This window comes from Enterobacter cloacae complex sp. IR5401 (assembly GCF_049238425.1).
In the GTDB taxonomy this organism is placed as follows: Bacteria; Pseudomonadota; Gammaproteobacteria; order Enterobacterales; family Enterobacteriaceae; genus Enterobacter; species Enterobacter hormaechei_C.
Genome location: NZ_JBMKHN010000011.1, coordinates 84,197 through 109,536 on the forward strand (window position 1 = coordinate 84,197; position 25,340 = coordinate 109,536).

Annotated in this window: 24 protein-coding genes; 19 read left to right on the forward strand and 5 right to left on the reverse strand. The window is 57.7% G+C overall.

What is annotated here, in order from left to right; genetic code table 11:
* Positions 1-84: 84 nt before the first annotated feature.
* The gene (msrA, locus tag ACOTX1_RS16415; protein WP_003856057.1) at positions 85-726 is read right to left on the reverse strand and encodes a peptide-methionine (S)-S-oxide reductase MsrA; all 642 of its coding nucleotides are present in this window, start codon (positions 724-726) and stop codon (positions 85-87) included.
* A gap of 224 nt (positions 727-950) precedes the next feature.
* Here msrA and tamA point away from each other — a divergent pair, with 224 nt between their 5' ends.
* The 3 genes from tamA to ACOTX1_RS16430 are packed head-to-tail and all read left to right on the forward strand — an operon-like array spanning position 951 to position 6,804.
* Entirely contained in the window at positions 951-2,684 is a 1,734-nt protein-coding gene (gene tamA, locus ACOTX1_RS16420; RefSeq protein ID WP_023315276.1) for an autotransporter assembly complex protein TamA, read from the forward strand.
* The gene (tamB, locus tag ACOTX1_RS16425; RefSeq protein WP_023315277.1) at positions 2,681-6,457 is read left to right on the forward strand and encodes an autotransporter assembly complex protein TamB; all 3,777 of its coding nucleotides are present in this window, start codon (positions 2,681-2,683) and stop codon (positions 6,455-6,457) included. The genes tamA and tamB overlap by 4 nt, the downstream gene beginning before the upstream one ends.
* Before the next feature lie 2 nt (positions 6,458-6,459).
* On the forward strand, positions 6,460-6,804 hold the full coding sequence (locus tag ACOTX1_RS16430; RefSeq protein ID WP_017383925.1) for a gamma-glutamylcyclotransferase family protein: 345 nt from the start codon (positions 6,460-6,462) through the stop codon (positions 6,802-6,804).
* 117 nt (positions 6,805-6,921) lie between these two features.
* On the opposite strand, the gene ppa is transcribed toward ACOTX1_RS16430, so the two are convergent.
* A complete protein-coding gene (gene ppa / locus ACOTX1_RS16435; RefSeq protein ID WP_006810347.1) occupies positions 6,922-7,452 on the reverse strand; it encodes an inorganic diphosphatase in 531 nt (176 codons plus the stop codon).
* Between the two features lie 309 nt (positions 7,453-7,761).
* Here ppa and ytfQ point away from each other — a divergent pair, with 309 nt between their 5' ends.
* From ytfQ to ACOTX1_RS16460, 5 genes are all read left to right on the forward strand, one after another.
* Positions 7,762-8,718, forward strand: coding sequence for a galactofuranose ABC transporter substrate-binding protein YtfQ (gene ytfQ, locus ACOTX1_RS16440; protein ID WP_017383924.1), 957 nt, complete (start codon positions 7,762-7,764; stop codon positions 8,716-8,718).
* 132 nt (positions 8,719-8,850) lie between these two features.
* Positions 8,851-10,353 (forward strand): galactofuranose ABC transporter, ATP-binding protein YtfR, encoded by a 1,503-nt coding sequence (gene ytfR, locus ACOTX1_RS16445; protein ID WP_017383923.1) that lies wholly within the window; start codon positions 8,851-8,853, stop codon positions 10,351-10,353.
* Between the two features lie 10 nt (positions 10,354-10,363).
* Entirely contained in the window at positions 10,364-11,389 is a 1,026-nt protein-coding gene (gene ytfT / locus ACOTX1_RS16450) for a galactofuranose ABC transporter, ATP-binding protein YtfT (RefSeq protein ID WP_161353898.1), read from the forward strand.
* On the forward strand, positions 11,376-12,377 hold the full coding sequence (gene yjfF / locus ACOTX1_RS16455; protein WP_017383921.1) for a galactofuranose ABC transporter, permease protein YjfF: 1,002 nt from the start codon (positions 11,376-11,378) through the stop codon (positions 12,375-12,377). Before ytfT ends, yjfF begins: the two co-directional genes overlap by 14 nt.
* Positions 12,378-12,470: 93 nt before the next feature.
* The gene (locus tag ACOTX1_RS16460; protein ID WP_023315279.1) at positions 12,471-14,039 is read left to right on the forward strand and encodes a methyl-accepting chemotaxis protein; all 1,569 of its coding nucleotides are present in this window, start codon (positions 12,471-12,473) and stop codon (positions 14,037-14,039) included.
* A gap of 40 nt (positions 14,040-14,079) precedes the next feature.
* On the opposite strand, the gene fbp is transcribed toward ACOTX1_RS16460, so the two are convergent.
* A complete protein-coding gene (gene fbp, locus ACOTX1_RS16465; RefSeq protein WP_003856070.1) occupies positions 14,080-15,078 on the reverse strand; it encodes a class 1 fructose-bisphosphatase in 999 nt (332 codons plus the stop codon).
* Between the two features lie 179 nt (positions 15,079-15,257).
* Here fbp and mpl point away from each other — a divergent pair, with 179 nt between their 5' ends.
* Positions 15,258-16,631 (forward strand): UDP-N-acetylmuramate:L-alanyl-gamma-D-glutamyl-meso-diaminopimelate ligase, encoded by a 1,374-nt coding sequence (gene mpl / locus ACOTX1_RS16470; RefSeq protein ID WP_023315280.1) that lies wholly within the window; start codon positions 15,258-15,260, stop codon positions 16,629-16,631.
* 86 nt (positions 16,632-16,717) lie between these two features.
* Here mpl and yjgA read toward each other — a convergent pair whose 3' ends face one another.
* Positions 16,718-17,269, reverse strand: a complete 552-nt coding sequence (gene yjgA / locus ACOTX1_RS16475) for a ribosome biogenesis factor YjgA (protein ID WP_003856072.1) — start codon at positions 17,267-17,269, stop codon at positions 16,718-16,720.
* Positions 17,270-17,364: 95 nt separating this feature from the next.
* Here yjgA and pmbA point away from each other — a divergent pair, with 95 nt between their 5' ends.
* Both pmbA and cybC read left to right on the forward strand, forming a co-directional pair.
* The gene (pmbA, locus tag ACOTX1_RS16480) at positions 17,365-18,717 is read left to right on the forward strand and encodes a metalloprotease PmbA (protein WP_023315281.1); all 1,353 of its coding nucleotides are present in this window, start codon (positions 17,365-17,367) and stop codon (positions 18,715-18,717) included.
* A 42-nt stretch (positions 18,718-18,759) separates the two neighbouring features.
* A complete protein-coding gene (cybC, locus tag ACOTX1_RS16485) occupies positions 18,760-19,146 on the forward strand; it encodes a cytochrome b562 (RefSeq protein WP_022650280.1) in 387 nt (128 codons plus the stop codon).
* 70 nt (positions 19,147-19,216) lie between these two features.
* Here cybC and ACOTX1_RS16490 read toward each other — a convergent pair whose 3' ends face one another.
* Complete coding sequence (locus ACOTX1_RS16490) at positions 19,217-19,372, reverse strand: Hok/Gef family protein (RefSeq protein WP_017383916.1); 156 nt, start codon at positions 19,370-19,372, stop codon at positions 19,217-19,219.
* Positions 19,373-19,788: 416 nt separating this feature from the next.
* Between ACOTX1_RS16490 and ACOTX1_RS16495 the strand changes: the two genes are divergently transcribed.
* From ACOTX1_RS16495 to dagF, 8 genes are read left to right on the forward strand one after another with little or no spacing between them, the layout of a single operon-like run.
* Complete coding sequence (locus ACOTX1_RS16495; RefSeq protein WP_026080657.1) at positions 19,789-20,127, forward strand: PRD domain-containing protein; 339 nt, start codon at positions 19,789-19,791, stop codon at positions 20,125-20,127.
* 10 nt (positions 20,128-20,137) lie between these two features.
* Complete coding sequence (locus ACOTX1_RS16500) at positions 20,138-20,500, forward strand: SFCGS family glycine-rich protein (RefSeq protein ID WP_006810339.1); 363 nt, start codon at positions 20,138-20,140, stop codon at positions 20,498-20,500.
* A 2-nt stretch (positions 20,501-20,502) separates the two neighbouring features.
* Positions 20,503-20,802: a DUF4312 family protein gene (locus ACOTX1_RS16505; RefSeq protein ID WP_006810338.1), complete on the forward strand. Its 300-nt coding sequence runs from the start codon at positions 20,503-20,505 to the stop codon at positions 20,800-20,802.
* Positions 20,803-20,824: 22 nt separating this feature from the next.
* Positions 20,825-21,601 carry a DUF4311 domain-containing protein gene (locus ACOTX1_RS16510; RefSeq protein WP_006810337.1) on the forward strand — a complete coding sequence of 259 codons (777 nt, stop codon included), beginning with the start codon at positions 20,825-20,827 and terminating at the stop codon, positions 21,599-21,601.
* 13 nt (positions 21,602-21,614) lie between these two features.
* Complete coding sequence (locus ACOTX1_RS16515; protein WP_003856081.1) at positions 21,615-22,256, forward strand: DUF4310 family protein; 642 nt, start codon at positions 21,615-21,617, stop codon at positions 22,254-22,256.
* Between the two features lie 42 nt (positions 22,257-22,298).
* Complete coding sequence (locus tag ACOTX1_RS16520) at positions 22,299-23,432, forward strand: amidohydrolase/deacetylase family metallohydrolase (RefSeq protein ID WP_023315282.1); 1,134 nt, start codon at positions 22,299-22,301, stop codon at positions 23,430-23,432.
* Complete coding sequence (locus ACOTX1_RS16525; RefSeq protein ID WP_421766831.1) at positions 23,416-24,534, forward strand: DgaE family pyridoxal phosphate-dependent ammonia lyase; 1,119 nt, start codon at positions 23,416-23,418, stop codon at positions 24,532-24,534. Before ACOTX1_RS16520 ends, ACOTX1_RS16525 begins: the two co-directional genes overlap by 17 nt.
* Entirely contained in the window at positions 24,531-25,271 is a 741-nt protein-coding gene (gene dagF / locus ACOTX1_RS16530; RefSeq protein ID WP_023315284.1) for a 2-dehydro-3-deoxy-phosphogluconate aldolase, read from the forward strand. The genes ACOTX1_RS16525 and dagF overlap by 4 nt, the downstream gene beginning before the upstream one ends.
* Positions 25,272-25,340 lie beyond the last annotated feature (69 nt).

The following is a 25,340-nucleotide window of genomic DNA, read 5'->3' on the forward strand; positions in this document are numbered from 1 at the left end:
CCTGCCAGAGGTCACGTTTTCGGCAAAAAGTGGCCGGAGGGAGAGGCTGTGCGCCACGCGGCTCGCGTGGCGCTGAAGCCGTAATCAGTCCTGTTGTGGAGGCAGACAGACGCCGATGCCGCCAATGCCGCAGTAGCCGTACGGATTTTTATGCAGGTACTGCTGGTGGTCGTCTTCGGCATAGTAGAACGGTTTCGCGGTAGCGATTTCCGTCGTGACCTGACGTTTATCACCGGCCGCCTGCATCGCTTCCTGGAAACGCGTCAGGCTGGCGTGGGCCGCGGCCTCCTGCTCTGGGGTGAGCGGGTAGATGGCCGAACGGTATTGGGTGCCGTGATCGTTACCCTGACGCATGCCCTGCGCCGGGTCATGGTTTTCCCAGAACACCTGGAGCAGCTGTTCATAGCTAATGACGCTCGGGTCATACACCACACGCACCGCTTCAGCATGACCGGTCTCACCGGAACAGACTTCGCGGTAGGTTGGGTTAGGCGTATATCCTCCGGTGTAGCCCGCAGCGGTGCTGTACACGCCCGGCAGTTGCCAGAACAGGCGTTCTACGCCCCAGAAGCAGCCCATGGCAAACAGGGCGATCTCCATTCCATCAGGAACGTTTGTCATTGAATGGTTGTTTACGGCGTGTAATGTCGCCACTGGCATAGGGGTGTTGCGTCCCGGTAACGCATCGGCTTGTGATACCAGATGCTTTTTATCAAATAAACTCACGGTGGGGCCTCCGGGGTAGCGTTGTTTCGGTTAAGGTTGTCACGAAGCGTTTAATTGAACACAATAAATGCGATGAATGAGTCTAGATTTAATCATAAGAAATATTTGGGTGTTACACCCTTTTTCAACCCGTAATTTGGGTTTTTGGCTTTCAGGCCGTATTTTGCCGCGGAGCGGCACTGCATTTGCTTCCAGGGTGGAAACAGGGATATTCAGGAGAAAACGTGACAAAGATCCGCCAGTTATGTTTAGTCAGTTTACTGCTGACCAGCGGGATTGCCAGCGCGGCGAATGTCCGTTTGCAGGTTGAGGGGTTATCCGGGGCGCTGGAAAAAAACGTGCGTGCGCAGCTTTCTACTATCCAGAGCGATGAGGTCACGCCGGATCGGCGTTTTCGCGCGCGCGTGGATGACGCCATTCGCGAAGGCTTAAAGGCGTTGGGGTACTACGAACCCACCATCGATTTCGATTTACGCCCGCCGCCGGCAAAAGGACGTCAGGTGTTGATTGCCCGCGTCTCGCCGGGCGAACCCGTCCTGATTGGCGGCACGAACGTGGTGCTGCGCGGCGGCGCGCGCACGGATCGTGACTACCTGGATCTGCTCAGCACCCGTCCGAAAGTGGGCACTGTGCTCAATCACGGGGATTACGATCGTTTTAAAAAATCATTAACCAGCGTTTCGCTGCGCAAAGGCTACTTCGACAGCCAGTTCAACAAAAGCCAGCTAGGCGTTGCGCTTGAGCGACGTCAGGCATTCTGGGATATCGATTACGACAGCGGCGAGCGCTACCGGTTTGGCGATGTGACCTTCGAAGGATCGCAAATCCGTGATGAGTATCTGCAAAACCTGGTGCCGTTTAAAAAGGGCGACTACTACCAGTCCAGCGATCTGGGCGAGCTGAACCGTCGTTTGTCCGCGACGGGCTGGTTTAACTCCGTGGTGGTAGCACCGGAATTTGAAAAATCCCGTAAAACGAAAGTGTTACCGCTGCATGGCGTGGTCTCTCCGCGCACCGAAAACACCATTGAGACCGGTGTCGGCTACTCCACGGACGTCGGCCCGCGCGTGAAAGCCTCGTGGAAAAAACCGTGGATGAACTCCTACGGCCACAGCCTGACCACCAGCGTGAGCCTGTCTGCGCCTGAACAGCAGCTGGACTTCAGCTATAAAATGCCGCTGCTGAAAAATCCGCTTGAGCAATACTACCTCGTGCAGGGCGGCTTTAAGCGTACCGATTTGAACGATACCGAGCAGGACTCGACGACGCTTGCGGTATCACGCTTCTGGGATCTCTCCAGCGGCTGGCAGCGCGCCATTAACCTGCGCTGGAGCCTCGACCACTTTACCCAGGCAAACGTTACCAACACCACCATGCTGCTTTATCCGGGCGTGATGATCAGCCGTACCCGCTCGCGCGGTGGCCTGATGCCGACCTGGGGCGACTCTCAGCGCTACTCCATCGATTACTCCAACACTGCGTGGGGCTCCGACGTAGACTTCTCCGTCTTTCAGGCGCAAAACGTCTGGATCCGCACGCTGTACGACAAACACCGCTTTGTGATGCGCGGTAATCTCGGCTGGATCGAAACCGGTGATTTCGAACGCGTCCCGCCGGATCTGCGCTTCTTCGCCGGGGGCGACCGCAGCATTCGCGGGTATAAGTACAAATCGATCTCACCTGAAAACGACAAAGGCCAGTTGACCGGGGCGTCAAAACTGGCGACCGGCTCGCTGGAGTACCAGTACAACGTCAGCGGCAAGTGGTGGGGGGCGATGTTCGTTGACGGCGGTGAAGCGGTGAACGATATCCGCCGCAGCGATTTCAAAACCGGCGCGGGCGTAGGCGTGCGCTGGCAGTCACCGGTCGGGCCAATCAAGCTCGATTTCGCCGTTCCGGTGGGCGACAAAGACGAACACGGTTTACAGTTTTACATCGGTCTGGGGCCTGAATTATGAGTTTATGGAAGAAGATAAGCCTCGGGGTGCTGATTTTTATCGTATTACTGCTCGGTACGGTGGCGTTTCTGGTGGGCACCACCACGGGCCTGCATCTGCTGTTTAACGCCGCGAACCGCTGGGTGCCGGGGCTGGAAATCGGCCAGGTGACGGGCGGCTGGCGCGATCTGCGCCTGAAAAATATCCGTTACGAACAGCCCGGCGTGGCGGTGAACGCGGGCGAGTTTCATCTGGCGGTCAAGCTCGGCTGCCTGCGTGACAGCCAGCTGTGCGTAAACGATCTGTCGCTAAAAGACGTTAACGTGGCGATAGATTCCAAAAAAATGCCGAAGTCTGAGCCTGTCGAAGAAGAGGACAGCGGCCCGCTGAATCTCTCCACGCCGTACCCGATTGCGCTCTACCGGGTTGCGCTGGATAACGTCAATATCAAAATCGACGATACGACGGTATCCGTGATGGATTTCACCTCCGGTCTGCGCTGGCAGGAGAAAAACCTCACCCTGACCCCAACCTCCCTGCAAGGGCTGCTGATTGCGCTGCCGAAGGTGGCCGACGTGGCGCAGGAAGAGATCGTCGAGCCGAAGATCCAGAACCCGCAGCCGGAAGAAAAACCGCTGGGCGAAACGCTGAAAGATCTCTTCTCGAAACCGGTTCTGCCGGAGATGACCGACGTGCATCTGCCGCTGAACCTCAATATCGAAGAGTTTAAGGGCGAGCAGCTGCGTCTGACGGGTGATACCGATCTGACAGTCTTCAACATGCTGCTTAAAGTCAGCAGCATCGACGGCAACATGAAGCTCGACGCGCTGGATATCGACTCCAGTCAGGGCTCGGTGAACGCCTCAGGCAATGCGCTGCTGCGCGACAACTGGCCGGTGGATATTACGCTGAACAGCGCCCTGAACATCGATCCGCTGAAGGGCGAAAAGGTGAAGGTGAAGGTCGGCGGCGCGCTGCGTGAGAAGCTGGAGTTCGGCGTGAACCTTTCCGGACCGGTGGATATGGTGCTGCGCGGGCAAACCCAGCTGGCAGAGGCCGGTTTACCGCTCAACCTTGAGGTTGTCAGCAAGCAGCTTTACTGGCCGTTCACCGGCGAAAAACAGTTCCAGGCTGACGATCTGAAGCTGAAGCTGAGTGGCAAAATGACCGACTACACGCTGTCGTTCCGCACGGCAGTGAAGGGGCAGGGGGTACCGCCCGCCGATATCACCCTGGATGCGAAGGGTAACGAGTTGCAGGTTAACCTCGACAAGCTGACCGTGGCGGCGCTGGAAGGAAAAACAGAGCTGACCGCGCTGCTCGACTGGCAGCAGGCGATCAGCTGGCGCGGCGAGCTGAAGCTGACCGGGATCAACACCGCTAAAGAGGTCCCGGACTGGCCGTCAAAACTGGATGGCCTGATCAAAACCCGCGGTAGCCTGTACGGTGGCACCTGGCAGATGGACGTGCCGGAACTCAAGCTCACCGGCAACGTGAAGCAGAACAAAGTCAACGTAGAGGGCTCGCTTAAGGGCAACAGCTATCTCCAGTGGGTGATCCCGGGCCTGCACGTGGCGCTGGGCCGCAACACGGCAGATATCAAAGGCGAGCTGGGGGTGAAAGATCTCGATCTGGATGCCACCATCGACGCGCCAAATCTCGATAACGCCCTGCCGGGTCTTGGCGGCACGGCGAAGGGGTTAGTGAAGGTTCGCGGTACGGTGGAGGCGCCGCAGCTGCTGGCGGACATCACCGCTAATAACCTGCGCTGGCAGGAACTTTCCATTGCCCGCGTGCGCGTCGAAGGGGACGTGAAATCCACCGATCAGATCGGCGGAAACCTGGACCTGCGCGTGGAGCGTATCTCCCAGCCGGACGTGAACATCAGTCTGGTCACGCTGGCGGCAAAAGGTAACGAAAAGCAGCACGATCTCCAGCTGCGCGTGCAGGGCGAGCCGGTCTCCGGGCAGCTGCACCTGACGGGCAGTTTTGATCGCCAGGCAACGCGCTGGAAGGGCGTACTGGATAACACCCGCTTCAGCACGCCGGTCGGCCCGCTGGTGCTGTCCCGATCCATCGCGCTGGACTACCGCAATGCGGAGCAAAAGTTAAGCATTGGGCCACACTGCTGGACCAACCCGAATGCTGAGCTGTGCGTGCCGCAGACCATTGATGCGGGCGCGGAAGGACGCGCGCAGATCAACCTCAACCGTTTCGACCTGGCGATGCTGAAACCGTTTATGCCGGAAACCACCCAGGCCAGCGGGGTCTTCAGCGGTAAAGCGGACGTCGCGTGGGACACCACCAAAGAGGGGCTGCCGCAGGGCAGCGTTACGCTCTCCGGGCGTAACGTGAAGGTGACGCAGGAGGTCAATGACGCGCCGCTGCCGGTAGCGTTCGACACCCTGAATGTGAACGCTGACCTGCGTAACAATCGTGCTGAACTGGGATGGCTGATCCGCCTGACCAACAACGGTCAGTTTGATGGACAGGTGCAAATTACCGATCCGCAAGGGCGGCGCAATCTCGGCGGCAACGTCAATATTCGCAACTTCAACCTGGCGATGGTGAATCCGATCTTCTCGCGGGGAGAAAAGGCGGCGGGGATGCTCAGCGCCAACCTGCGTCTGGCGGGGGATGCGCAAAGCCCGCAGCTGTTTGGCCAGATGCGGTTAAACGGCGTGGACATTGACGGTAACTTTATGCCGTTCGATATGCAGCCAAGCCAGCTGACGATGAACTTTAACGGCCAAAGCTCAACCCTCAGTGGCTCAGTGCTGACGCAGCAGGGACAAATCAACCTGAGCGGTGACGCAGACTGGAGCCAGCTCGACAACTGGCGCGCCCGTATTGCGGCCAAGGGCAGCAGGGTGCGTATCACGGTACCGCCGATGGTGCGCCTGGACGTGTCGCCAGACGTGGTCTTTGAGGCAACGCCGAGTCTCTTCACCCTGGACGGCCGTGTTGACGTACCGTGGGCGCGCATCGTGGTTCACGAAGTGCCGGAAAGCGCGGTTGGCGTCTCCAGTGATGAAGTTATGCTCAATGAAAATCTGAAACCTGTTGAACAGAAGAGCGCTGGCATACCGATCAATAGTAATCTTATCGTGCACGTGGGGAATAACGTGCGTTTGGACGCGTTTGGGCTGAAGGCGAGACTCACGGGTGACCTGAAAGTGGCGCAGGATCAACAGGGGCTTGGCCTCAATGGACAAATCAATATTCCTGAAGGGCGCTTCCATGCCTACGGTCAGGATTTGATTGTGCGTAAAGGCGAGCTGCTGTTCTCCGGTCCACCGGATCAGCCGGTACTCAATATCGAAGCGATACGTAACCCGGAAGCCACCGAAGATGATGTGATTGCGGGCGTGCGCGTGACGGGCTCCGCCGATGAACCTAAGGCAGAGATCTTCTCTGACCCGGCCATGTCGCAACAGGAAGCGCTCTCTTACCTGCTGCGCGGCCAGGGTCTGGATAGCCAACAGGGCGATGGTGCGGCAATGACATCAATGTTAGTCGGTCTGGGGGTTGCACAAAGTGGTCAGGTTGTGGGTAAAATCGGCGAGACGTTTGGCGTAAGCAATCTGGCGCTGGACACTCAGGGCGTGGGTGACTCTTCGCAGGTAGTGGTCAGCGGCTATGTACTGCCGGGTCTACAGGTAAAATATGGCGTGGGGATCTTTGACTCACTGGCTACACTCACGTTACGTTATCGCCTGATGCCTAAGCTATATCTGGAAGCAGTGTCCGGCGTAGACCAGGCACTTGATCTGCTCTATCAGTTTGAGTTTTAGCAATGCGAATATTTGTTTACGGCAGTTTACGAACCAGGCAAGGCAACAGCCACTGGATGACCAACGCCCAGTTGCTGGGAAATTACACAATCGAAAACTACCAGTTGTACAGTCTGGGCCACTATCCAGGCGCAGTTCCGGGGAACGGAACGGTACAGGGTGAGGTTTATCGTATTGATAATGCCACGCTGGCCGAACTTGATGCCTTGCGCACCAGGGGCGGTGAATACGCTCGCCAGTTGATCCAGACGCCTTACGGCAGTGCATGGATGTACGTGTACCAACGTTCGGTCGACGGGTTAACGCTGATTGAAAGCGGTAACTGGTTAGACAGAGACCAGTTCTGAAAAACGACAACGCCACCGTAAGGTGGCGTTGTTTTTTTGCGCCCATTCGCACGGGTTACCGGGATCGAAAGGCACAAAAAAGCCCCGACGCGCGGGGCTTAGTATCAGCAGTAAGAATTACTTCTTAGCAGCACGCTCGAAAGAGGCGATGATTTCTGCTTTCGCCGCTTCTGCGTTATCCCAGCCTTCAACTTTAACCCATTTGCCTTTTTCGAGATCTTTGTAGTGCTCGAAGAAGTGGGCGATCTGCGCTTTCAGCAGCTCTGGCAGGTCGTTCACATCTTTAATGTGATCGTACTCTTTGCTCAGCTTGGTGTGCGGTACGGCAACCAGTTTCGCATCTTCACCCGCTTCGTCAGTCATTTTCAGCACGCCAACAGGACGGCAGCGAATGACGGAGCCTGGCTGCAATGGGTATGGCGTCGGGACCAGTACGTCAACCGGGTCACCGTCCAGAGACAGAGTGTGGTTGATGTAGCCGTAGTTGCACGGATAGAACATGGCGGTAGACATGAAACGGTCAACGAACAGCGCACCGGTGTCTTTGTCGATTTCGTATTTGATTGGATCTGCGTTGGCCGGGATTTCGATCACAACGTAGATGTCTTCTGGCAGTTCTTTACCCGCAGGGACGTTGAGTAAGCTCATGTCGGTGTCCTTTAAAATGGATGGTAAACAAGTGGCAGGTATTATAGCCAACTGGCGCTGAAAGTCTCCGCCTGTTTTCGACTTCTCTCCCTCGCGCCTTCACTTTTCAGACCGTTTCCATGACAGGATAATCCATAAACTCAGCCGCATTTTAAATGTTGAAATGAAAGCGATTACAAACTTGTGATTAACGTTTTATTCACTTTTCTGAAGTGTGATGTAACGCAATCCGTAACATATTCCATTGGCTATAGTTCATCCGCGGAACATCTTTTAACCAACAATAACCTACCCTACGAGGACGTTCATATGTGGAAGCGCTTACTTCTTGTTACAGCAGTTTCGGCAGCCATGTCGTCTATGGCGATGGCCGCACCTTTAACCGTGGGATTTTCGCAGGTCGGATCTGAATCCGGCTGGCGCGCCGCTGAAACGAATGTGGCGAAAAGTGAGGCCGAAAAGCGCGGTATTACGCTGAAAATCGCCGATGGTCAGCAAAAGCAAGAGAACCAGATTAAAGCGGTGCGCTCGTTTATCGCTCAGGGCGTGGATGCCATCTTTATTGCCCCGGTTGTCGCTACGGGCTGGGAGCCGGTGCTGAAGGAAGCCAAAGATGCTGAAATTCCGGTCTTCCTGCTCGACCGTTCCATCGACGTAAAAGACAAATCTCTCTATATGACCACCGTCACCGCCGATAACGTGCTGGAAGGCAAACTGATTGGTGACTGGCTGGTGAAGCAGGTGGATGGCAAGCCGTGTAACGTGGTTGAGTTGCAGGGCACCGTCGGAGCGAGCGTGGCTATCGACCGTAAGAAAGGTTTCGCGGAGGCCATCGCCAAAGCACCAAACATCAAAATCATCCGTTCTCAGTCCGGCGACTTCACCCGCAGCAAGGGTAAAGAGGTCATGGAAAGCTTCATCAAGGCAGAAAATAACGGCAAAAATATTTGCATGGTTTACGCCCACAACGACGACATGGTGATCGGCGCCATCCAGGCCATCAAAGAAGCGGGCCTGAAGCCGGGCAAAGATATCCTCACCGGCTCGATCGACGGCGTACCGGACATCTACAAAGCAATGATTGACGGCGAAGCAAACGCCAGCGTGGAGCTGACGCCAAATATGGCGGGCCCGGCATTCGATGCGCTGGAGAAATTCAAGAAAGACGGCACCCAGCCTGAGAAGTTGACCATCACCAAATCCACGCTCTACCTGCCGGACACGGCGAAAGAAGAGTTAGAGAAGAAGAAAAATATGGGCTACTAAGCCCTCGCCCCCTCACCCTAGCCCTCTCCCCGGAGGGGAGAGGGAAAAGGGCGGGTTGGGCAGAAAATTAAAGATGGGCACGACATAGTCCCCTCTCCCCTCCGGGGAGAGGGTCAGGGTGAGGGGGAAACCATGACCACCGAACAACACCAGGAAATCCTTCGCACAGAAGGCCTGAGTAAATTTTTCCCTGGCGTTAAGGCGCTGGATAACGTTGATTTCAGCCTGCGGCGGGGGGAGATCATGGCGTTGCTCGGCGAAAACGGGGCGGGGAAGTCGACGCTGATTAAAACCCTGACCGGGGTCTATCACGCCGATCGCGGCGCTATCTGGCTGGAAGGTAACGCCATTTCGCCCAAAAACACCGCACATGCCCAGCAACTGGGGATCGGCACGGTCTACCAGGAAGTAAACCTGCTGCCAAACATGTCGGTAGCGGATAACCTGTTTATTGGCCGCGAGCCCAGACGTTTTGGCCTGCTGCGCCGCAAAGAGATGGAAGCGCGCGCCGCGAAGCTGATGGAATCGTATGGCTTCTCTCTCGACGTGCGCGAACCGCTGAACCGTTTCTCCGTGGCGATGCAGCAGATCGTGGCGATCTGTCGCGCTATCGATCTCTCGGCGAAAGTGCTGATCCTCGATGAACCCACCGCCAGCCTCGATACCCAGGAAGTGGAGATGCTTTTTACCCTGATGCGCCAGCTGCGTAATCAGGGCGTTAGCCTGATTTTCGTGACGCATTTCCTCGATCAGGTTTACGAGGTGAGCGACCGTATTACGGTGCTGCGCAACGGCAGCTTTGTCGGCTGCCGGGAAACCCGCGAGCTGCCGCAGATAGAGCTGGTCAAAATGATGCTGGGCCGCGAGCTGGAGACCAACGCGCTTCAGCGCGCGGGCCGTACGCTGCTGAGCGAAAAACCGATCGCCGCGTTTCACGATTACGGCAGAAAAGGGACCATCGCGCCGTTTAACCTCGAGGTACGCCCCGGTGAAATTGTGGGACTGGCGGGTCTGTTAGGCTCCGGGCGCACCGAAACCGCCGAAGTCATCTTCGGGATCAAACCTGCCGACAGCGGAACGGCGCTGATCAAAGGCAAACCACAAACGCTACGTTCACCGCATCAGGCGTCGTGCCTCGGCGTGGGCTTCTGCCCGGAGGACAGGAAAACGGACGGTATTATTGCCGCCGCCTCGGTGCGGGAAAACATCATTCTGGCGCTACAGGCCCAGCGCGGCTGGCTGCGTCCGATCCCTAAGCGCGAGCAGAACGCGATTGCCGAGCGCTTCATCCGCCAGCTCGGTATACGTACCCCGAGCGCGGAACAGCCCATCGAGTTCCTCTCGGGCGGTAATCAGCAGAAGGTGTTGCTCTCGCGCTGGCTGCTCACCAAGCCGCAATTCCTGATCCTCGACGAGCCCACGCGCGGTATCGACGTGGGCGCGCACGCCGAAATCATCCGGCTTATCGAAACGCTCTGCGCCGACGGTCTGGCGCTGCTGGTGATCTCGTCTGAGCTGGAGGAGCTGGTCGGCTATGCCGATCGCGTCATCATCATGCGCGATCGCAGGCAGGTGGCAGAGATCCCGCTGGATAAACTGTCGGTTCCGGCGATCATGAATGCCATCGCGGCGTAAGGAGTCAAATGTGATGTCCCGTTCTCTTTCGCAAACTGGCGAAGCGAAGCGCCGCTTCAGCTGGCCGACCGGCACGCCGCAAATCGTGGCGCTGCTGCTGGTGCTGCTGGTGGATAGCCTGGTGGCTCCGCATTTTTTCCAGATCGTCGTGCAGGATGGCCGCCTGTTTGGTAGCCCGATCGACATCTTAAACCGTGCCGCGCCCGTGGCGCTGCTGGCGATTGGTATGACGCTGGTCATTGCCACCGGCGGGATCGACCTCTCCGTCGGTGCGGTAATGGCGATTGCGGGCGCCACCGCCGCCTCGATGACCGTCGCCGGGCACAGCCTGCCGGTGGTTCTGCTGGCCGCGCTGGGCTCCGGCGTGCTAGCCGGGCTGTGGAACGGCATTCTGGTCGCGGTGCTCAAGATCCAGCCGTTTGTCGCGACGTTGATTTTGATGGTGGCCGGGCGCGGTGTGGCGCAGCTTATTACCTCCGGTCAAATCGTCACCTTTAACTCCCCGAGCCTGGCGTGGATCGGCAGCGGTAATTTTCTGTTCTTCCCGACGCCGGTGATCGTCGCGCTGGTGACGCTGGTGGTGTTCTGGCTTTTCACCCGCAAAACGGCGCTCGGGATGTTCATCGAAGCGGTGGGGATTAACATTCGGGCCGCGAAAAACGCCGGGGTAAATACGCGGCTGATGGTGATGCTGACTTACGTGCTGAGCGGCGTCTGTGCTGCGATTGCCGGGGTGATCGTGGCCGCCGATATTCGCGGAGCTGATGCCAATAACGCCGGACTCTGGCTCGAGCTGGATGCAATCCTTGCGGTGGTTATCGGCGGTGGATCGCTGATGGGCGGACGTTTTAATCTGCTGCTCTCGGTAGTGGGGGCGTTGATTATTCAGGGTATGAATACCGGTATTTTGCTCTCCGGGTTCCAGCCGGAGCTGAATCAGGTCGTCAAAGCGGTCGTGGTGCTTATCGTGCTTATCGTGCAGTCGCCGCGCTTTATCACTCTCATTAAGAGGTTCCGCGGTCATGATAAAACGTAATTTGCCGTTAATGATCACGCTGGGCGTGTTCGTGCTGGGATACCTTTACTGCCTGACCCAGTTCCCGGGCTTCGCCTCCACGCGGGTGATTTGCAACATCCTGACCGACAATGCCTTTTTAGGCATTATCGCCGTCGGCATGACGTTTGTGATCCTCTCCGGCGGGATCGATCTCTCCGTTGGGTCGGTGATCGCCTTTACTGGCGTGTTCCTTGCCAAGGCGATTGGCTTTTGGGGCATTTCGCCGCTGCTGGCTTTTCCGCTGGTGCTGGTCATGGGCTGCGCGTTCGGCGCCTTTATGGGGCTTTTGATCGATGCGCTGAAAATCCCGGCCTTTATTATCACCCTCGCCGGGATGTTCTTCCTGCGCGGCGTGAGCTATCTGGTGTCGGAGGAGTCAATTCCCATTAACCACCCGATCTACGACACGCTCTCCAGCCTGGCGTGGAAAATCCCCGGCGGGGGGCGCCTGAGCGCAATGGGGCTGCTGATGCTGGGCGTGGTGGTGATCGGGATCTTCCTCGCCCACCGTACCCGGTTTGGTAACCAGGTTTATGCCATTGGCGGCAGCGCCACGTCCGCGAACCTGATGGGAATTTCCACGCGCAGCACGACTATCCGCATCTACATGCTTTCGACCGGGCTGGCCACCCTCGCGGGGATTGTATTCTCAGTTTATACCCAGGCAGGCTATGCCCTGGCGGGGGTGGGCGTTGAGCTGGACGCCATTGCCTCGGTGGTGATTGGCGGTACGCTGCTCAGCGGCGGAGTGGGGACAGTCCTCGGCACGCTGTTTGGCGTGGCGATCCAGGGGCTGATTCAGACCTATATCAACTTCGACGGCACGCTCAGCTCCTGGTGGACCAAAATCGCCATCGGCATTCTGCTGTTTATTTTTATCGCGCTCCAGCGCGGCCTGACGGTGCTGTGGGAGAACCGCCAGAGCTCGCCTGTTACCCGGGTGAATACATCTTTAACAGAGCGATAACATGCTGAAATTGCTTAAACTCTAAACATTTTCCGGTAGCGGCCGATACTCTTTTTTTATGCCCAGAAATATCTCGCTACCGGAAATAACATCATGCTTAAAACGCTATCGATTCGTACCGGCTTGCTCTCTTTACTGGCCGTTATGACCCTTCTGCTGCTGATTGTCAGCGGCATCGGCATTTATGCCCTTACACAAAGTTCCGCTTCTCTCCAGCGCATCAATCATCTTCAGGGTGAACAGATGGTGCAGCTGAATGCCGGCTATACGCTGATCCTGCGCGCGCGTAACGAAGCGGGGCAGGCCGTCCGCATGATGGAGGTCGGCCTGCTGGACGATGCGGCCAGGGCGGTCAAAACCATTAACCAGGAAGTGGCGCTGGCACAGAAAACGCTGAAGGACGTGATCGGCAGCGGCGTGGCGGATGAGCAGGGGCAAAAGCTGCTGGATAACGTCGCCGCGAGCCTGGCGGTGTACAACCAGCAGGGTATCAGCCCGATGCTGAAAGCCCTGAACGAGCAAAGCGCGGACAGCTATTACGATCTGCTGGAAAACAAGCTGGTCCCGGTGGCGAAGCAGTTTGATAACGATATGCAGGCGTTCCAGGCATGGAGCGAGGCGCGCGGCAAAGCGGAGGTGAGCGCCGTGCAGGCGAGTAAAACCCGCGTGCTGATCCTGATTATCGTCGCGGCGCTGCTGACGGCTGGCATTATCGTGCTGGCCTGGCTGGTTCTGCGCCATATGCTGCTCGAGCCGCTTTCAGCCTCGATTGCCCAGCTGGAACATGTGGCGGCCGGGGATTTAACCCATACCCTGAACGCGCCGGCGAGCCAGGAATTTAATCGCCTTAACGCGGCGATCGAAGGGATGCGCCAGTCGCTGATGGACTCCGTTCTGCGGGTGCGTGACGCCAGCTCGCAGATTGATACCGGCAGCCGCGAGCTGACGGCCGGGAATATGAACCTGGCTCAGCGCACGGAATCCACCGCCACCTCGCTGGAGCAGACGGCCGCCAGCATGGAAGAGATCACCGCCACGGTGAAACTTAACGCCGATAACGCCGAGCAGGCGCACCAACTGGCGAAGTCGGTCTCCGATACCGCCGATCACGGCAGCGAAATGGTCTGCTATGTCATTGAGAAGATGCGCGACATCTCCGGCAGCTCGGCACGCATCGCCGATATCCTGAGCGTCATCGACGGCATTGCCTTCCAGACCAATATTCTGGCGCTGAACGCCTCCGTTGAAGCGGCGCGTGCGGGTGAGCAGGGGCGAGGTTTTGCGGTCGTGGCGGGTGAGGTGCGTAATCTCGCCAGCCGCAGTGCTGATGCGGCGAAAGAGATCCGCTCGCTTATCAGCGATTCGCAAACCCACGTGAACGAGGGCAGCGAGCTGGCGCAGCAGGCCGGTGAGACGATGGACGAGATCGCCACCGAAGTACTGCGTATGACCAAACTGATGCGTGAAATTGCGACGGCCTCTCAGGAGCAAAGCCGCGGTATTGAGCAGGTGAATATCGCTGTCAATCAGATGGATGAAACGGCGCAGCAAAATGCGGCGCTGGTCCAGCAATCATCTGCGGCAACACGTTCCCTGGAGGAGCAGTCTCGCGAGCTGATGGAAGCGATGGCCTCCTTCAAATTGACGACGCAAACGGCATGACGAAAAAAAGGGGAGCCTGACGGGCTCCCCTTTTCGTGCGTTACGCGTCCGGGAATTCGCGGATCATGCGTTCAACGTCATCCACCATATGGCGGTTGCCGACGAAGAAGGAACGGCGCTGGTGCAGGCTTTCTGGCACGATATCCAGAATACGCTCTTTACCGTCGCTCGCCTTGCCGCCTGCCTGTTCGGCCAGGAATGCCATTGGGTTGCACTCGTACAGCAGACGCAGTTTTCCGTCCGGGTGGCTGGCGGTGCTTGGGTAGAGGTAAATACCGCCCTTCAGCAGGTTACGGTGGAAATCCGCCACCAGCGAGCCGATATAGCGTGAGGTGTACGGGCGCTGGGTGGCTTTATCCTCTTCCTGGCAGAATTTGATGTACTTCTTCACGCCGTTCGGGAATTTGATGTAGTTGCCTTCGTTGATGGAGTAGGTGTTGCCCTTCTCCGGGAAGCGCATACGCTCCTGGCACAGGCAGAATACGCCCAGGGACGGATCGTAGGTAAAGGCGTGTACGCCGCAGCCGGTGGTGTACACCAGCATGGTGGACGAGCCATACACCACATAACCGGCAGCAACCTGTTTACTGCCCGGTTGCAGGAAGTCTTCTTCCGTCACCGGCGTACCAACCGGCGTGACGCGACGGTAGATGGAGAAAATGGTACCGACAGAAACGTTAACGTCAATGTTGGAGGAGCCGTCCAGCGGATCCATCAGAACAACGTATTTCGCGTGTTCACACCCTTCGAATACGACGATCTCATCTTCTTCTTCAGAGGCGATACCCGCAACGATGTCGCGCGCGCGCAGTGCAGCTTTCAGTTTTTCATTGGCGAACAGGTCGAGTTTCTGCTGAACCTCACCCTGAACGTTCTCGGCACCGCTGGCACCCAGGATATCGACCAGACCGGCCTTGTTGATATCGCGGTGGATGATCTTAGCGCCCAGCTTTATTGCCGACAGCAAAGCAGTGAGCTCACCCGTAGCATGAGAGAACTCGTGCTGCTTTTCGACAATAAATTCACCTAACGTTTTCATAACACTTTCCCTGCATCTTATGTTGAGTAAAGCGGTTGATGTCCAACAATCTTAACAAACATTCAAATATTAGCGCAGAGGTGAATCGCGCCAGCAAAATACGGATTTACCTGAAATGCGTTTCACAGCCGCTGACATGTGAGTAAAATGTGCGCCACATTGAAGAAGGATAGTGACGTATGCGCATTCATATATTGGGGATTTGTGGCACTTTCATGGGCGGACTGGCAATGCTGGCGCGCTCGCTGGGCCATGAAGTGACAGGTTCGGACGCCAATGTGTATCCGCCGATGAGCACGCTGCTCGAGAAGCAGGGAATTTCTCTGATTCAGGGATATGACGCCAGCCAGCTGGAGCCGCAGCCGGATCTGGTGATCGTGGGTAACGCCATGACCCGTGGGAATCCATGCGTTGAAGCGGTGCTGGAACGCAATATCCCGTACATGTCTGGCCCGCAGTGGCTGCATGATTTTGTCCTGCGCGACCGCTGGGTTGTCGCCGTTGCCGGGACGCATGGCAAAACCACCACCGCCGGTATGGCGACCTGGATCCTCGAAGCCTGCGGCTACAAGCCGGGCTTTGTGATCGGCGGCGTGCCGGGCAATTTCGACGTCTCCGCGCGTCTGGGCGACAGCCCGTTCTTTGTGATTGAAGCAGATGAATACGACTGCGCGTTCTTCGACAAGCGCTCCAAGTTCGTGCATTACTGCCCACGCACGCTGATCCTCAACAACCTTGAGTTCGATCACGCGGATATCTTTGACGACCTGAAAGCGATTCAGAAACAGTTCCACCATCTGGTGCGCATTGTTCCGGGTCAGGGCCGCATTATCCTGCCGGAGAACGACATCAACCTGAAGCAGACCCTGGCAATGGGGTGCTGGAGCGAGCAGGAGCTGGTGGGCGAGCAGGGGCACTGGCAGGCGAAAAAGCTCAACGCGGATGCCTCCGAATGGGAAGTGCTGCTCGACGGTGAGAAAGTGGGCGAGGTGAAGTGGGGCCTGGTGGGCGAGCACAACATGCACAACGGCCTGATGGCGATCGCCGCGGCGCGTCACGTTGGCGTACTGCCTGCGGATGCCGCCAATGCGCTGGGCACGTTTATCAACGCCCGTCGCCGTCTGGAGCTGCGTGGCGAAGCCCACGGTGTGACGGTGTATGACGATTTCGCGCACCACCCAACGGCCATTCTGGCGACGCTTGCCGCATTGCGTGGCAAAGTTGGCGGCACCGCGCGCATTCTGGCCGTGCTGGAACCGCGTTCGAACACCATGAAAATGGGCATCTGCAAAGACGATCTCGCGCCGTCCTTAGGGCGTGCCGACGAAGTCTTCCTGCTGCAACCGCAGCATATTCCGTGGCAGGTGGCCGAAGTGGCCGACGCCTGCATTCAGCCAGCGCACTGGAGTGCGGACGTGGATGTCTTAGCGGATATGGTGGTGAAAGCCGCACAGCCTGGCGATCACATTCTGGTGATGAGCAACGGCGGGTTTGGTGGTATCCATCAGAAGCTGCTGGACGGTCTGGCGAAGAAAGCCGCGGCCGCAGAGTAAAAAAAGACCCGGTGGCGCTAGCGCTTACCGGGCCTACATTATCTCTTCTCCCTCTCCCCTTTGGAGAGAGGGCTGGGGTGAGGGGTTTACTCTTCGTTCTCAGACAGCTCGCGCAGATACTGGAAAATCAGACGCGCTGACTTCGGCGGCTTATTCCCTTCTTTCTCTTTCTTCGCGTTACGGATCAAAGAACGCAGCTGCTGGCGGTCGGCATTCGGCCACAGGTTCAGCACTTCAGGTACCGCGTCATCACCTTGCTCGATCAGACGATCGCGGATCTGCTCCAGCTTATGGAACAGCGCAACCTGCTGGTTGTGGCGGTTTTTCAGTTTGTCCAGCGCCTGACGGATCGGCTCCACGTCGCGCTGACGCAGCAGTTTCCCGATAAGCTGAAGCTGGCGGCGACGCCCTTCTTTCTTGATTTTCTGTGCCAGTTCAATGGCATCACGCAGATCCTGGTCGAGCGGGATCTTATCCAGCGCGTTTTTACCCAGTTCTACCATTTCTGCGCCAAGCTGTTTTAACTCTTCGGCGTCACGTTTAATTTCACTTTTACTGACCCAGATGATCTCATCATCTTCGTCTTCGATGTCATCACCGGGAACGTCGTCGAGCCAGTCTTCGGGCTGCTTAGTCATGTCAGGCTCCTTAAAAAAAGAGGCTAATGTTACCAGTTAAGACGCGCACTGAAAAACGGTTCTCTGTTAGACTTCACTTAACTCTCTCTTACAGTATGGCATTTGCGATGAAAGTAACCTCACAAGTTGAAGCGCAGCGTAAGATTCTGGAAGAAGCCGTCTCCACCGCGCTGACGCTCGCTTCAGGTAAATCAGATGGCGCCGAAGTGGCGGTCAGCAAAACCACCGGCATTAGCGTGAGCACCCGCTATGGCGAAGTGGAGAATGTAGAATTTAATAGCGATGGCGCGCTGGGGATCACCGTGTATCACCAGAATCGCAAAGGCAGCGCGTCGTCTACCGATCTCAGCCCGGATGCCATCGCCCGAACGGTGCAGGCGGCGCTGGATATCGCGCGTTACACCTCCCCGGATCCTTACGCTGGCGTGTCCGATAAAGAGCTGCTGGCGTTTGACGCGCCCGATCTCGATCTGTTCCATCCCGCGGAAGTGACGCCGGACGAAGCCATTGAGCTGGCCGCGCGAGCCGAGCAGGCTTCTTTGCAGGCTGACAAACGCATCACCAATACCGAAGGCGGCAGCTTTAACAGCCACTACGGCATCAAAGTGTTTGGTAACTCCCATGGCATGTTGCAGGGGTACTGCTCAACCCGCCACTCGCTTTCCAGTTGCGTCATCGCCGAAGAAAACGGCGACATGGAGCGCGACTACGCCTATACCATTGGCCGCGCGCTGGGGGATTTGCAGTCTCCGGAGTGGGTGGGTAAAGCGTGCGCCGAACGCACGCTGTCTCGCCTGTCGCCGCGCAAGCTCTCCACCATGAAAGCCCCGGTGATTTTTGCCAACGAAGTGGCGACCGGTCTGTTTGGCCATCTGGTAGGCGCTATCGCGGGCGGTTCGGTGTACCGTAAATCGACCTTCCTGCTCGACTCGCTGGGCAAGCAGATCCTGCCGGAATGGCTGACCATCGAAGAGCACCCACACCTGCTGAAAGGGCTGGCCTCCACGCCTTTCGACAGCGAAGGCGTACGCACGGAACGCCGGGATATCGTGAAAGACGGCATTCTGACCCAGTGGCTGCTGACCAACTACTCTGCGCGTAAGTTGGGGCTGAAAAGCACCGGGCACGCGGGTGGCATCCACAACTGGCGCATTGCCGGACAGGGCCTGAATTTTGAACAGATGCTGAAAGAGATGGGCACCGGCCTGGTGGTCACCGAGCTGATGGGGCAGGGCGTGAGCGGTATCACCGGCGATTACTCTCGCGGTGCAGCGGGCTTCTGGGTCGAAAACGGTGAAATTCAGTATCCGGTGAGCGAAATCACCATCGCCGGCAACCTCAAGGACATGTGGCGCAATATTGTTACGGTCGGTAACGATATTGAAACACGCAGCAATATTCAGTGTGGTTCTGTATTACTGCCGGAGATGAAAATCGCCGGGCAATAATCCCCGTAAAAGCGTGATTAATAATAAAAAAGGAAGTGAGCAATGCGTAAACACCTGTTAGCGATCGTCGCGGCTTCAACGCTGGTTCTTGGCTCATCTGCGTTTGCTGCCGATCTCGAAGACAACATGGACATCCTCAGTCAAAATCTGAAGGTGGTGCAGAAAACCGACAATGCGGCGGAAATGAAAGACGCACTGACGAAGATGCGTGAAGCTGCGCTGGATGCGCAAAAAGCGACGCCGCCGAAGCTGGAAAGCAAAGCGGCAGACAGCGCCGAGATGAAAGACTACCGCCACGGCTTTGACGTGCTGGTCGGCCAGATTGACGGCGCGCTGAAGCTGGCGAACGAAGGCAAAGTGAAGGAAGCCCAGGCGGCAGCCGATCAGTTTGCGGCGACCCGCAACGCGTATCACAAGAAGTATCGTTAATTGGGTGCCTGAGCTGTACGTCCTCTCTCCGTATGCGGAGGCGCATGATGCGCCCCCGCATCGTTGCTCCCTACTTGCCGGAGCGACAATCCATCCGCGCTGTCACTTCAAGCGAGCCATTACGAAAACGGATCTCGCACAGTGTTTTCCTCGTCACCAGCGTTAAGATGATTATTGTCAAAGAAATAATCATCAAAACCCCGATACTTGGGTTTCTGCGTTTCATGGATGCCTCCTTGCTTTAAAGCGGGCGAGGTAGCGAACTCCACGGTGTGACGTGTCGTTTCGAGCCCCCGCCCTGATTTTTTATCAGGCGGGGCTTTCCACTTTCCGTCCCATGCCTGAGACGGTCAGTCTCAAGCACCCGCCGCCACTCTAGCGAATCTCCATAAGAAAACCTTATCCACGTCACATTTCTACGAGCCTGCTCGTAATCTTTTCCACTCCGCTTAGCAGTCTAATACCGCGTAATAGCGTGATATTCATCACGTAAATCCAGCGATTTATACAGATTCACCGCATTTATGTGGCACAGATCACTGCCGCTGCTCGCCTTTCCACTTCGAAGTGGAAAACAACTCGCTACAAACAATTCCCCCCCAACGTTAGTTTTATTCCAGAGCCATTAACGGGGTAAGACGAGTGATTAACGGAGCGGTAATGAACGACGTTGGGGAACAGGCGGTGCAAACAGAACAGCTCGCGAACACCATGCTTCAGCAGGTCTACGCCCTGCTGGCCCGGCACAACATCATCCCCAACGCGGTACAGGAGCAGATGCTGACCTCCCACGTTCGCGCAATGGCGCACCGGTCCGTGACCGGCGAGCCGCTGCCGGAGGTTGAAGCAGAGCTGTTCGACGAAATTTCACCAGATTCAATGCAACTTGCCCGTGAAGTGGTAGCGCAGTTCGGCAACCTTCCTGATGAAGAGGCCTGGCTGCTCTCCGTTCACTTCGAAGTCGCGAAAGACAACCTTTAAGGAGCAACACATGGAACAGATTACAGTCGTGATTGGCGATCGCCTGGGTAAAGGTCAGAAAGTGGCTGCGGGTGTGGAAAAAGCCGGCGGACGCGCGGTTGTCGTACCGGGCATGGCAGCGGATATGAAGCTCGGTGACGTGATGAAAGCGGAAAACGCCACCTTCGGCATCTCCTTCTGCGGCAGCGGCGGCGCGGGCGCCATCACCGCTCAGACCAAATATGGCTACAAGGCCAAATACGGAATGCGCTCCGTGGATGAGGGTGTGACCGCCATCAACGAAGGCTGCAACGTGCTGGGCTTTGGCTTTATGGATAAAGAAGAGCTGGGCGAGCGTCTGGTACAGGCGTGGCAGAAGAAATACGGCGCGTAAGCATGAAAGAACAGTTCACAACCACGGTGAGAGTGAAGGGGAAGGGCGACGCCAAAGCGCGCGCCTTTGCCGACGCGCTCAACCACGTTCAGGCCGCGGTGATGAAAGCCTCACCGCATATCTTACTGCGTATTGAGCCACAGGATGTGCAGGTCGTTCAGGCGCAAGAAGCGGTGCGAAAAGAAGCGTTTCTGTTCTTCTTTCTGCGCCGGGAAAGACGCACCTACAGCGTGGAGCTGGATGTGACCGTCAACGTGACAGCCATCAATCTCGACCAGGTGGATTTCGTCACGCAACGCTGATTATTCATAAAAGGGCAGACTGATGTTCTTAATTATATTAATAAAATCGCTCATCATCGGCGGCCTGGTAGGCGTCGGTGTCGGGGCCGGGGCTGCACGCATGTTTCATGCGCCTACCACTCAGGGTATGGGCGCGTTTCGTACGTTGGGGGAACTGAACTCCTGCGAAGGGGATCCGGCGTCCCACTTCTCCTTTGGGTTAGGTTTCTTCTTTAACGCCTGGGCCTCTTCCGTGGCCGCAGGTGCCTTCACACAGGACGTTGACCACCGCATCATCCCGAACTGGGGTGCTGCTGCACTGATGATCAAAAACCGTAACGTCGGTGAAACGCTGCATGACCCGCGCAAAATGGCGATTGCCTGCGGCATCATCGGCATGATTGTCGTGACCTTCCTTAACCTGACCGCCTCCTCCGTGCCCGCAGCGCTTCAGGTCACCGCCGTGAAGGTGCTTGTACCGGCGGCTAACCTGCTGGTCAACACCGTGATGCCGGTGATCTTCTGGCTGGCGGCCATCGACGCGGGTAAAAAATCGGGCTTCTGGGCCACCATCTTTGGCGGCGCGGCACAGCTGATCATGGGTAACGCCGTACCGGGTCTGGTACTGGGTATTCTGATCGGTAAAGGCGTGGAGGAGAGCGGCTGGAACCACGTCACCAAAGTGATGATGGCGGCGATCGTTCTGCTCTTCGTGCTGAGCGGCTTCTTCCGCGGCTTCGACATGAAGATGATCGAATCCTTCCATCTGACCGTGCCGAACTGGCTCGACATGATCCACAACTCGCTCAGCGGTAAATAACAGGAGCCTCGACATGGAACAGAATAAAGGTTTTTGGTATGCCGACTGGTCGTTCCCGATCTTCGTTGGCCTGCTCTCCTCCGGCGTGTTTGCCGGGACGCACATGTACTACCTCTACGGCATCGGCGCGTTTAACGAAGTGGCCTTCGTGGCGATGCTGAAAGCGGGCATTGATACCGGCGTTTACGGCGCGGTGGCGGCATTTGGCGCGAGCTTCCTGTTCGCCCGAATTATCGAAGGGTCGCTGGTAGGTATTCTTGATATCGGCGGGGCGATCCAGACCGGCGTGGGCCTCGGCGTACCGGCGCTGCTGCTGGGCGCGGGGATCATGTTCCCGGTGACCAACTTCATTGCCTCGCTGATTACCGGCCTGGTGATTGGTCTGGCGATTGGCTACGTCATCATCCTGGCGCGTAAGTTCACCATCAACCAGAGCAACTCCACCTACGGCGCAGACGTGATGATGGGCGCGGGTAACGCCTCCGGCCGCTTCCTCGGGCCGTTGATTATCCTCAGCGCCATGACCGCTTCCATTCCAATCGGCGTCGGTTCCCTGGTAGGCGCGTTGCTGTTCTACATCTGGCAGAAGCCGATAACCGGTGGCGCCATCCTCGGCGCAATGATTTTGGGCTGGCTGTTCCCGGTCGCCCTTTAATACCCGCGGGCGCTTCGGTGCCCGCCTTATCAGGAGAACCCCATGTTTGATCTACTCCTGCGCCGTGCGCGCCTCGCCGACGATACCCTGACCGATATCGCCATTCAGGACGGGAAGATCGCCGCGACGGGCGAAATTGACGCTCCCGCCCGTAAAACGGTTGAGCTTAACGGTGATGTGTTCGTCAGCGCGGGCTGGATTGACTCCCACGTCCACTGCTACCCGAACTCCCCGATTTACCACGACGAGCCGGACAGCGTGGGCATTGCCACCGGCGTCACCACCGTGGTGGACGCGGGCAGCACCGGGGCCGACGACGTGGACGATTTCTACGCCATCACCCGCAAAGCCTCCACCGAGGTGTTTGCCCTGCTGAACATCTCCCGCGTGGGGCTGATCGCCCAGAACGAGCTGGCCAATATGGCCAATATTGACGCCGACGCGGTGAAAGAGGCGGTGAAACGCCATCCTGATTTTATCGTCGGCCTGAAGGCGCGCATGAGCAGCAGCGTGGTCGGTGAAAACGGCATCACCCCGCTGGCGCGCGCGAAAGCGATCCAGAAAGAGAACGGCGACCTGCCGCTGATGGTGCACATTGGCAACAACCCGCCGAACCTCGACGAAATCGCCGAGCTGCTGAGCTCCGGCGACATCATTACCCACTGCTACAACGGCAAGCCAAACCGCATCCTGACGCCCTCCGGCGAGCTGCGTGCCTCCATTACCTCCGCCCTGAAGCGCGGCGTGCGTCTGGACGTTGGCCACGGTACGGCGAGCTTCAGCTTTGAAGTGGCGAAGCGCGCTATTGCGATGGGCATTCTGCCGCACACCATCAGCTCGGATATTTACTGCCGCAACCGCATCAACGGCCCGGTCGGCTCGCTGGCAAGCGTGATGTCGAAATTCCTCGCCATCGGCATGTCATTGCCGCAGGTGATTGACTGCGTCACCGCCAACGCCGCCGACGGCCTGCGCCTGACGCGCAAAGGCCGCATTCAGCCTGGCCTCGACGCCGATCTGACGCTGTTTACCCTCAAGCGCCAGCCGACGGTGCTGACGGATGCCGAAAACGACAGCCTACAGGCTGAACACATTCTGGTGCCGCTTGCCGCGATCCGCGCGGGCAAGGGCTACATGACCGAACAAGGGAGCACGGAACATGCCTTCGATTTATGAGAAGTACAACTTAAAGCAGGTTATCAACACCTCTGGCCGCATGACGGCGCTGGGCGTCTCCACGCCGCGCCCGGAAGTGGTGCAGGCGGCGATGAACGGCATGAATCACTATTTCGAGATGAAGGAGCTGGTCAATAAAACCGGGGAATACATCGCGAAGCTGCTGGAGGTGGAAGGGGCGACGGTGGTCTCCTGCGCGTCGGCGGGCATTGCCCAGTCCGTGGCGGCTGTGCTGGTGAAAGACAGCGACTGGCTGCTGGAAAACCTGCACGTCACACCGATTGAAAATAACGAGATCGTCCTGCCGAAAGGCCACAACGTGAATTTTGGCGCGCCGGTGGGCACCATGGTGGCGCTTGGCGGCGGCAAGCTGGTGGAAGCGGGCTACGCCAACGAATGTTCCGCCGATCAGCTGGCGGCGGCGATCACCCCGCGCACGGCGGCTATCCTCTACATTAAATCGCACCACTGCGTGCAGAAAAGCATGCTAAGCGTCGAGCAGGCGGCGGTTGTCGCGCGTAAACACGACTTGCCGCTGATCGTTGATGCCGCGGCGGAAGAAGATCTGCATACCTATTACCGATCCGGCGCCGATCTGGTGATCTACAGCGGCGCGAAGGCGATCGAAGGCCCAACCAGCGGCCTGGTGATTGGCAAAACTCAGTACGTTGAGAGGGTGAAGCGCCAGACGGCGGGCATTGGCCGCGCGATGAAGGTGGGCAAAGAGGGCATTCTTGGCCTGACCTGCGCCATCGAACACTACCTGACGGCCACCAAAGAGAGCGGCGCCGAGATGGTGGCGAAAATGACGCCGTTTATCGAGGCGCTCAACACCCTGAACGGTGTGACCGCGCGCGTGGTCTGGGACAGCGCCGGACGCGACATCGCTCGCACCGAAATTAAGTTCGACGAAGCCACCACGGGCGTCGGCACGGGTGACCTGGTGAACGCGCTGAAGCAGGGCGAATACGCCATCTATTTCCGTGGCTACAAGGCCAACGAAGGGATTATTGAGGCGGACGTGCGCAGCGTAAATGCTGACCAGCTGAACATCGTGTACCGTCGCATTAGCGAAGTATTAGGACAGGAGAAAAACGCATGAAACTGACCCCCAACTTTTACCGTGACCGCGTCTGCCTGAACGTGCTGGCAGGCTCAAAGGCCAACGCCAGCGCCATCTATGAGGCGGCGGAAGGCCACGTGCTGGTGGGCGTGCTCTCCAAAAATTACCCGGACGTGGCGAGCGCGGTCGCGGATATGCGTGAGTACGCGAAGCTGATTGATAACGCGCTCTCCGTTGGCCTGGGCGCGGGCGATCCGAACCAGTCGGCGATGGTGAGTGAAATCTCCCGCCAGGTGCAGCCGCAGCACGTTAACCAAGTCTTTACCGGCGTGGCCACCAGCCGCGCGCTGCTGGGGCAAAATGACTCCGTAGTCAACGGTCTGGTCTCTCCGACCGGTACCGTCGGGATGGTGAAAATCTCCACCGGCCCGCTGAGCAGTAACGCGCCGGACGGCATTGTGCCGGTTGAAACCGCCATCGCCCTGCTGAAAGATTTCGGCGGCAGCTCCATCAAATATTTCCCGATGGGCGGCCTGAAGTGCCGTGACGAATACCAGGCGGTGGCGGAAGCCTGCGCCCGTCACGACTTCTGGCTGGAGCCGACCGGGGGAATCGATCTGGAGAACTTCGAGGCGATCTTGCAGATCGCCCTCGACGCGGGCGTGAGCAAAATCATCCCGCATATCTACAGCTCGATTATCGATAAAGCCAGCGGTGATACGCGTCCGGAAGATGTGCGTACGCTGCTGGCGATGACGAAGAAGCTGGTTAAGTAGAACCTGCCCCTCACCCCAGCCCTCTCCCCAAAGGGGAGAGGGTGTAATCGTCCCCTCTCCCCTTTGGGG

What these genes read in the sequence shown, in the direction of transcription:
- tamB (WP_023315277.1), top strand. Translation starts at nt 2,681, where the DNA reads ATGAGTTTATGGAAGAAGATAAGCCTCGGGGTGCTGATTTTTATCGTA.
- ACOTX1_RS16430 (WP_017383925.1), top strand. Translation starts at nt 6,460, where the DNA reads ATGCGAATATTTGTTTACGGCAGTTTACGAACCAGGCAAGGCAACAGC.
- ppa (WP_006810347.1), bottom strand. Translation starts at nt 7,452, where the DNA reads ATGAGCTTACTCAACGTCCCTGCGGGTAAAGAACTGCCAGAAGACATC.
- ytfQ (WP_017383924.1), top strand. Translation starts at nt 7,762, where the DNA reads ATGTGGAAGCGCTTACTTCTTGTTACAGCAGTTTCGGCAGCCATGTCG.
- ytfR (WP_017383923.1), top strand. Translation starts at nt 8,851, where the DNA reads ATGACCACCGAACAACACCAGGAAATCCTTCGCACAGAAGGCCTGAGT.
- yjfF (WP_017383921.1), top strand. Translation starts at nt 11,376, where the DNA reads ATGATAAAACGTAATTTGCCGTTAATGATCACGCTGGGCGTGTTCGTG.
- ACOTX1_RS16460 (WP_023315279.1), top strand. Translation starts at nt 12,471, where the DNA reads ATGCTTAAAACGCTATCGATTCGTACCGGCTTGCTCTCTTTACTGGCC.
- fbp (WP_003856070.1), bottom strand. Translation starts at nt 15,078, where the DNA reads ATGAAAACGTTAGGTGAATTTATTGTCGAAAAGCAGCACGAGTTCTCT.
- mpl (WP_023315280.1), top strand. Translation starts at nt 15,258, where the DNA reads ATGCGCATTCATATATTGGGGATTTGTGGCACTTTCATGGGCGGACTG.
- yjgA (WP_003856072.1), bottom strand. Translation starts at nt 17,269, where the DNA reads ATGACTAAGCAGCCCGAAGACTGGCTCGACGACGTTCCCGGTGATGAC.
- pmbA (WP_023315281.1), top strand. Translation starts at nt 17,365, where the DNA reads ATGGCATTTGCGATGAAAGTAACCTCACAAGTTGAAGCGCAGCGTAAG.
- cybC (WP_022650280.1), top strand. Translation starts at nt 18,760, where the DNA reads ATGCGTAAACACCTGTTAGCGATCGTCGCGGCTTCAACGCTGGTTCTT.
- ACOTX1_RS16490 (WP_017383916.1), bottom strand. Translation starts at nt 19,372, where the DNA reads ATGAAACGCAGAAACCCAAGTATCGGGGTTTTGATGATTATTTCTTTG.
- ACOTX1_RS16500 (WP_006810339.1), top strand. Translation starts at nt 20,138, where the DNA reads ATGGAACAGATTACAGTCGTGATTGGCGATCGCCTGGGTAAAGGTCAG.
- ACOTX1_RS16505 (WP_006810338.1), top strand. Translation starts at nt 20,503, where the DNA reads ATGAAAGAACAGTTCACAACCACGGTGAGAGTGAAGGGGAAGGGCGAC.
- ACOTX1_RS16510 (WP_006810337.1), top strand. Translation starts at nt 20,825, where the DNA reads ATGTTCTTAATTATATTAATAAAATCGCTCATCATCGGCGGCCTGGTA.
- ACOTX1_RS16515 (WP_003856081.1), top strand. Translation starts at nt 21,615, where the DNA reads ATGGAACAGAATAAAGGTTTTTGGTATGCCGACTGGTCGTTCCCGATC.
- ACOTX1_RS16520 (WP_023315282.1), top strand. Translation starts at nt 22,299, where the DNA reads ATGTTTGATCTACTCCTGCGCCGTGCGCGCCTCGCCGACGATACCCTG.
- ACOTX1_RS16525 (WP_421766831.1), top strand. Translation starts at nt 23,416, where the DNA reads ATGCCTTCGATTTATGAGAAGTACAACTTAAAGCAGGTTATCAACACC.
- dagF (WP_023315284.1), top strand. Translation starts at nt 24,531, where the DNA reads ATGAAACTGACCCCCAACTTTTACCGTGACCGCGTCTGCCTGAACGTG.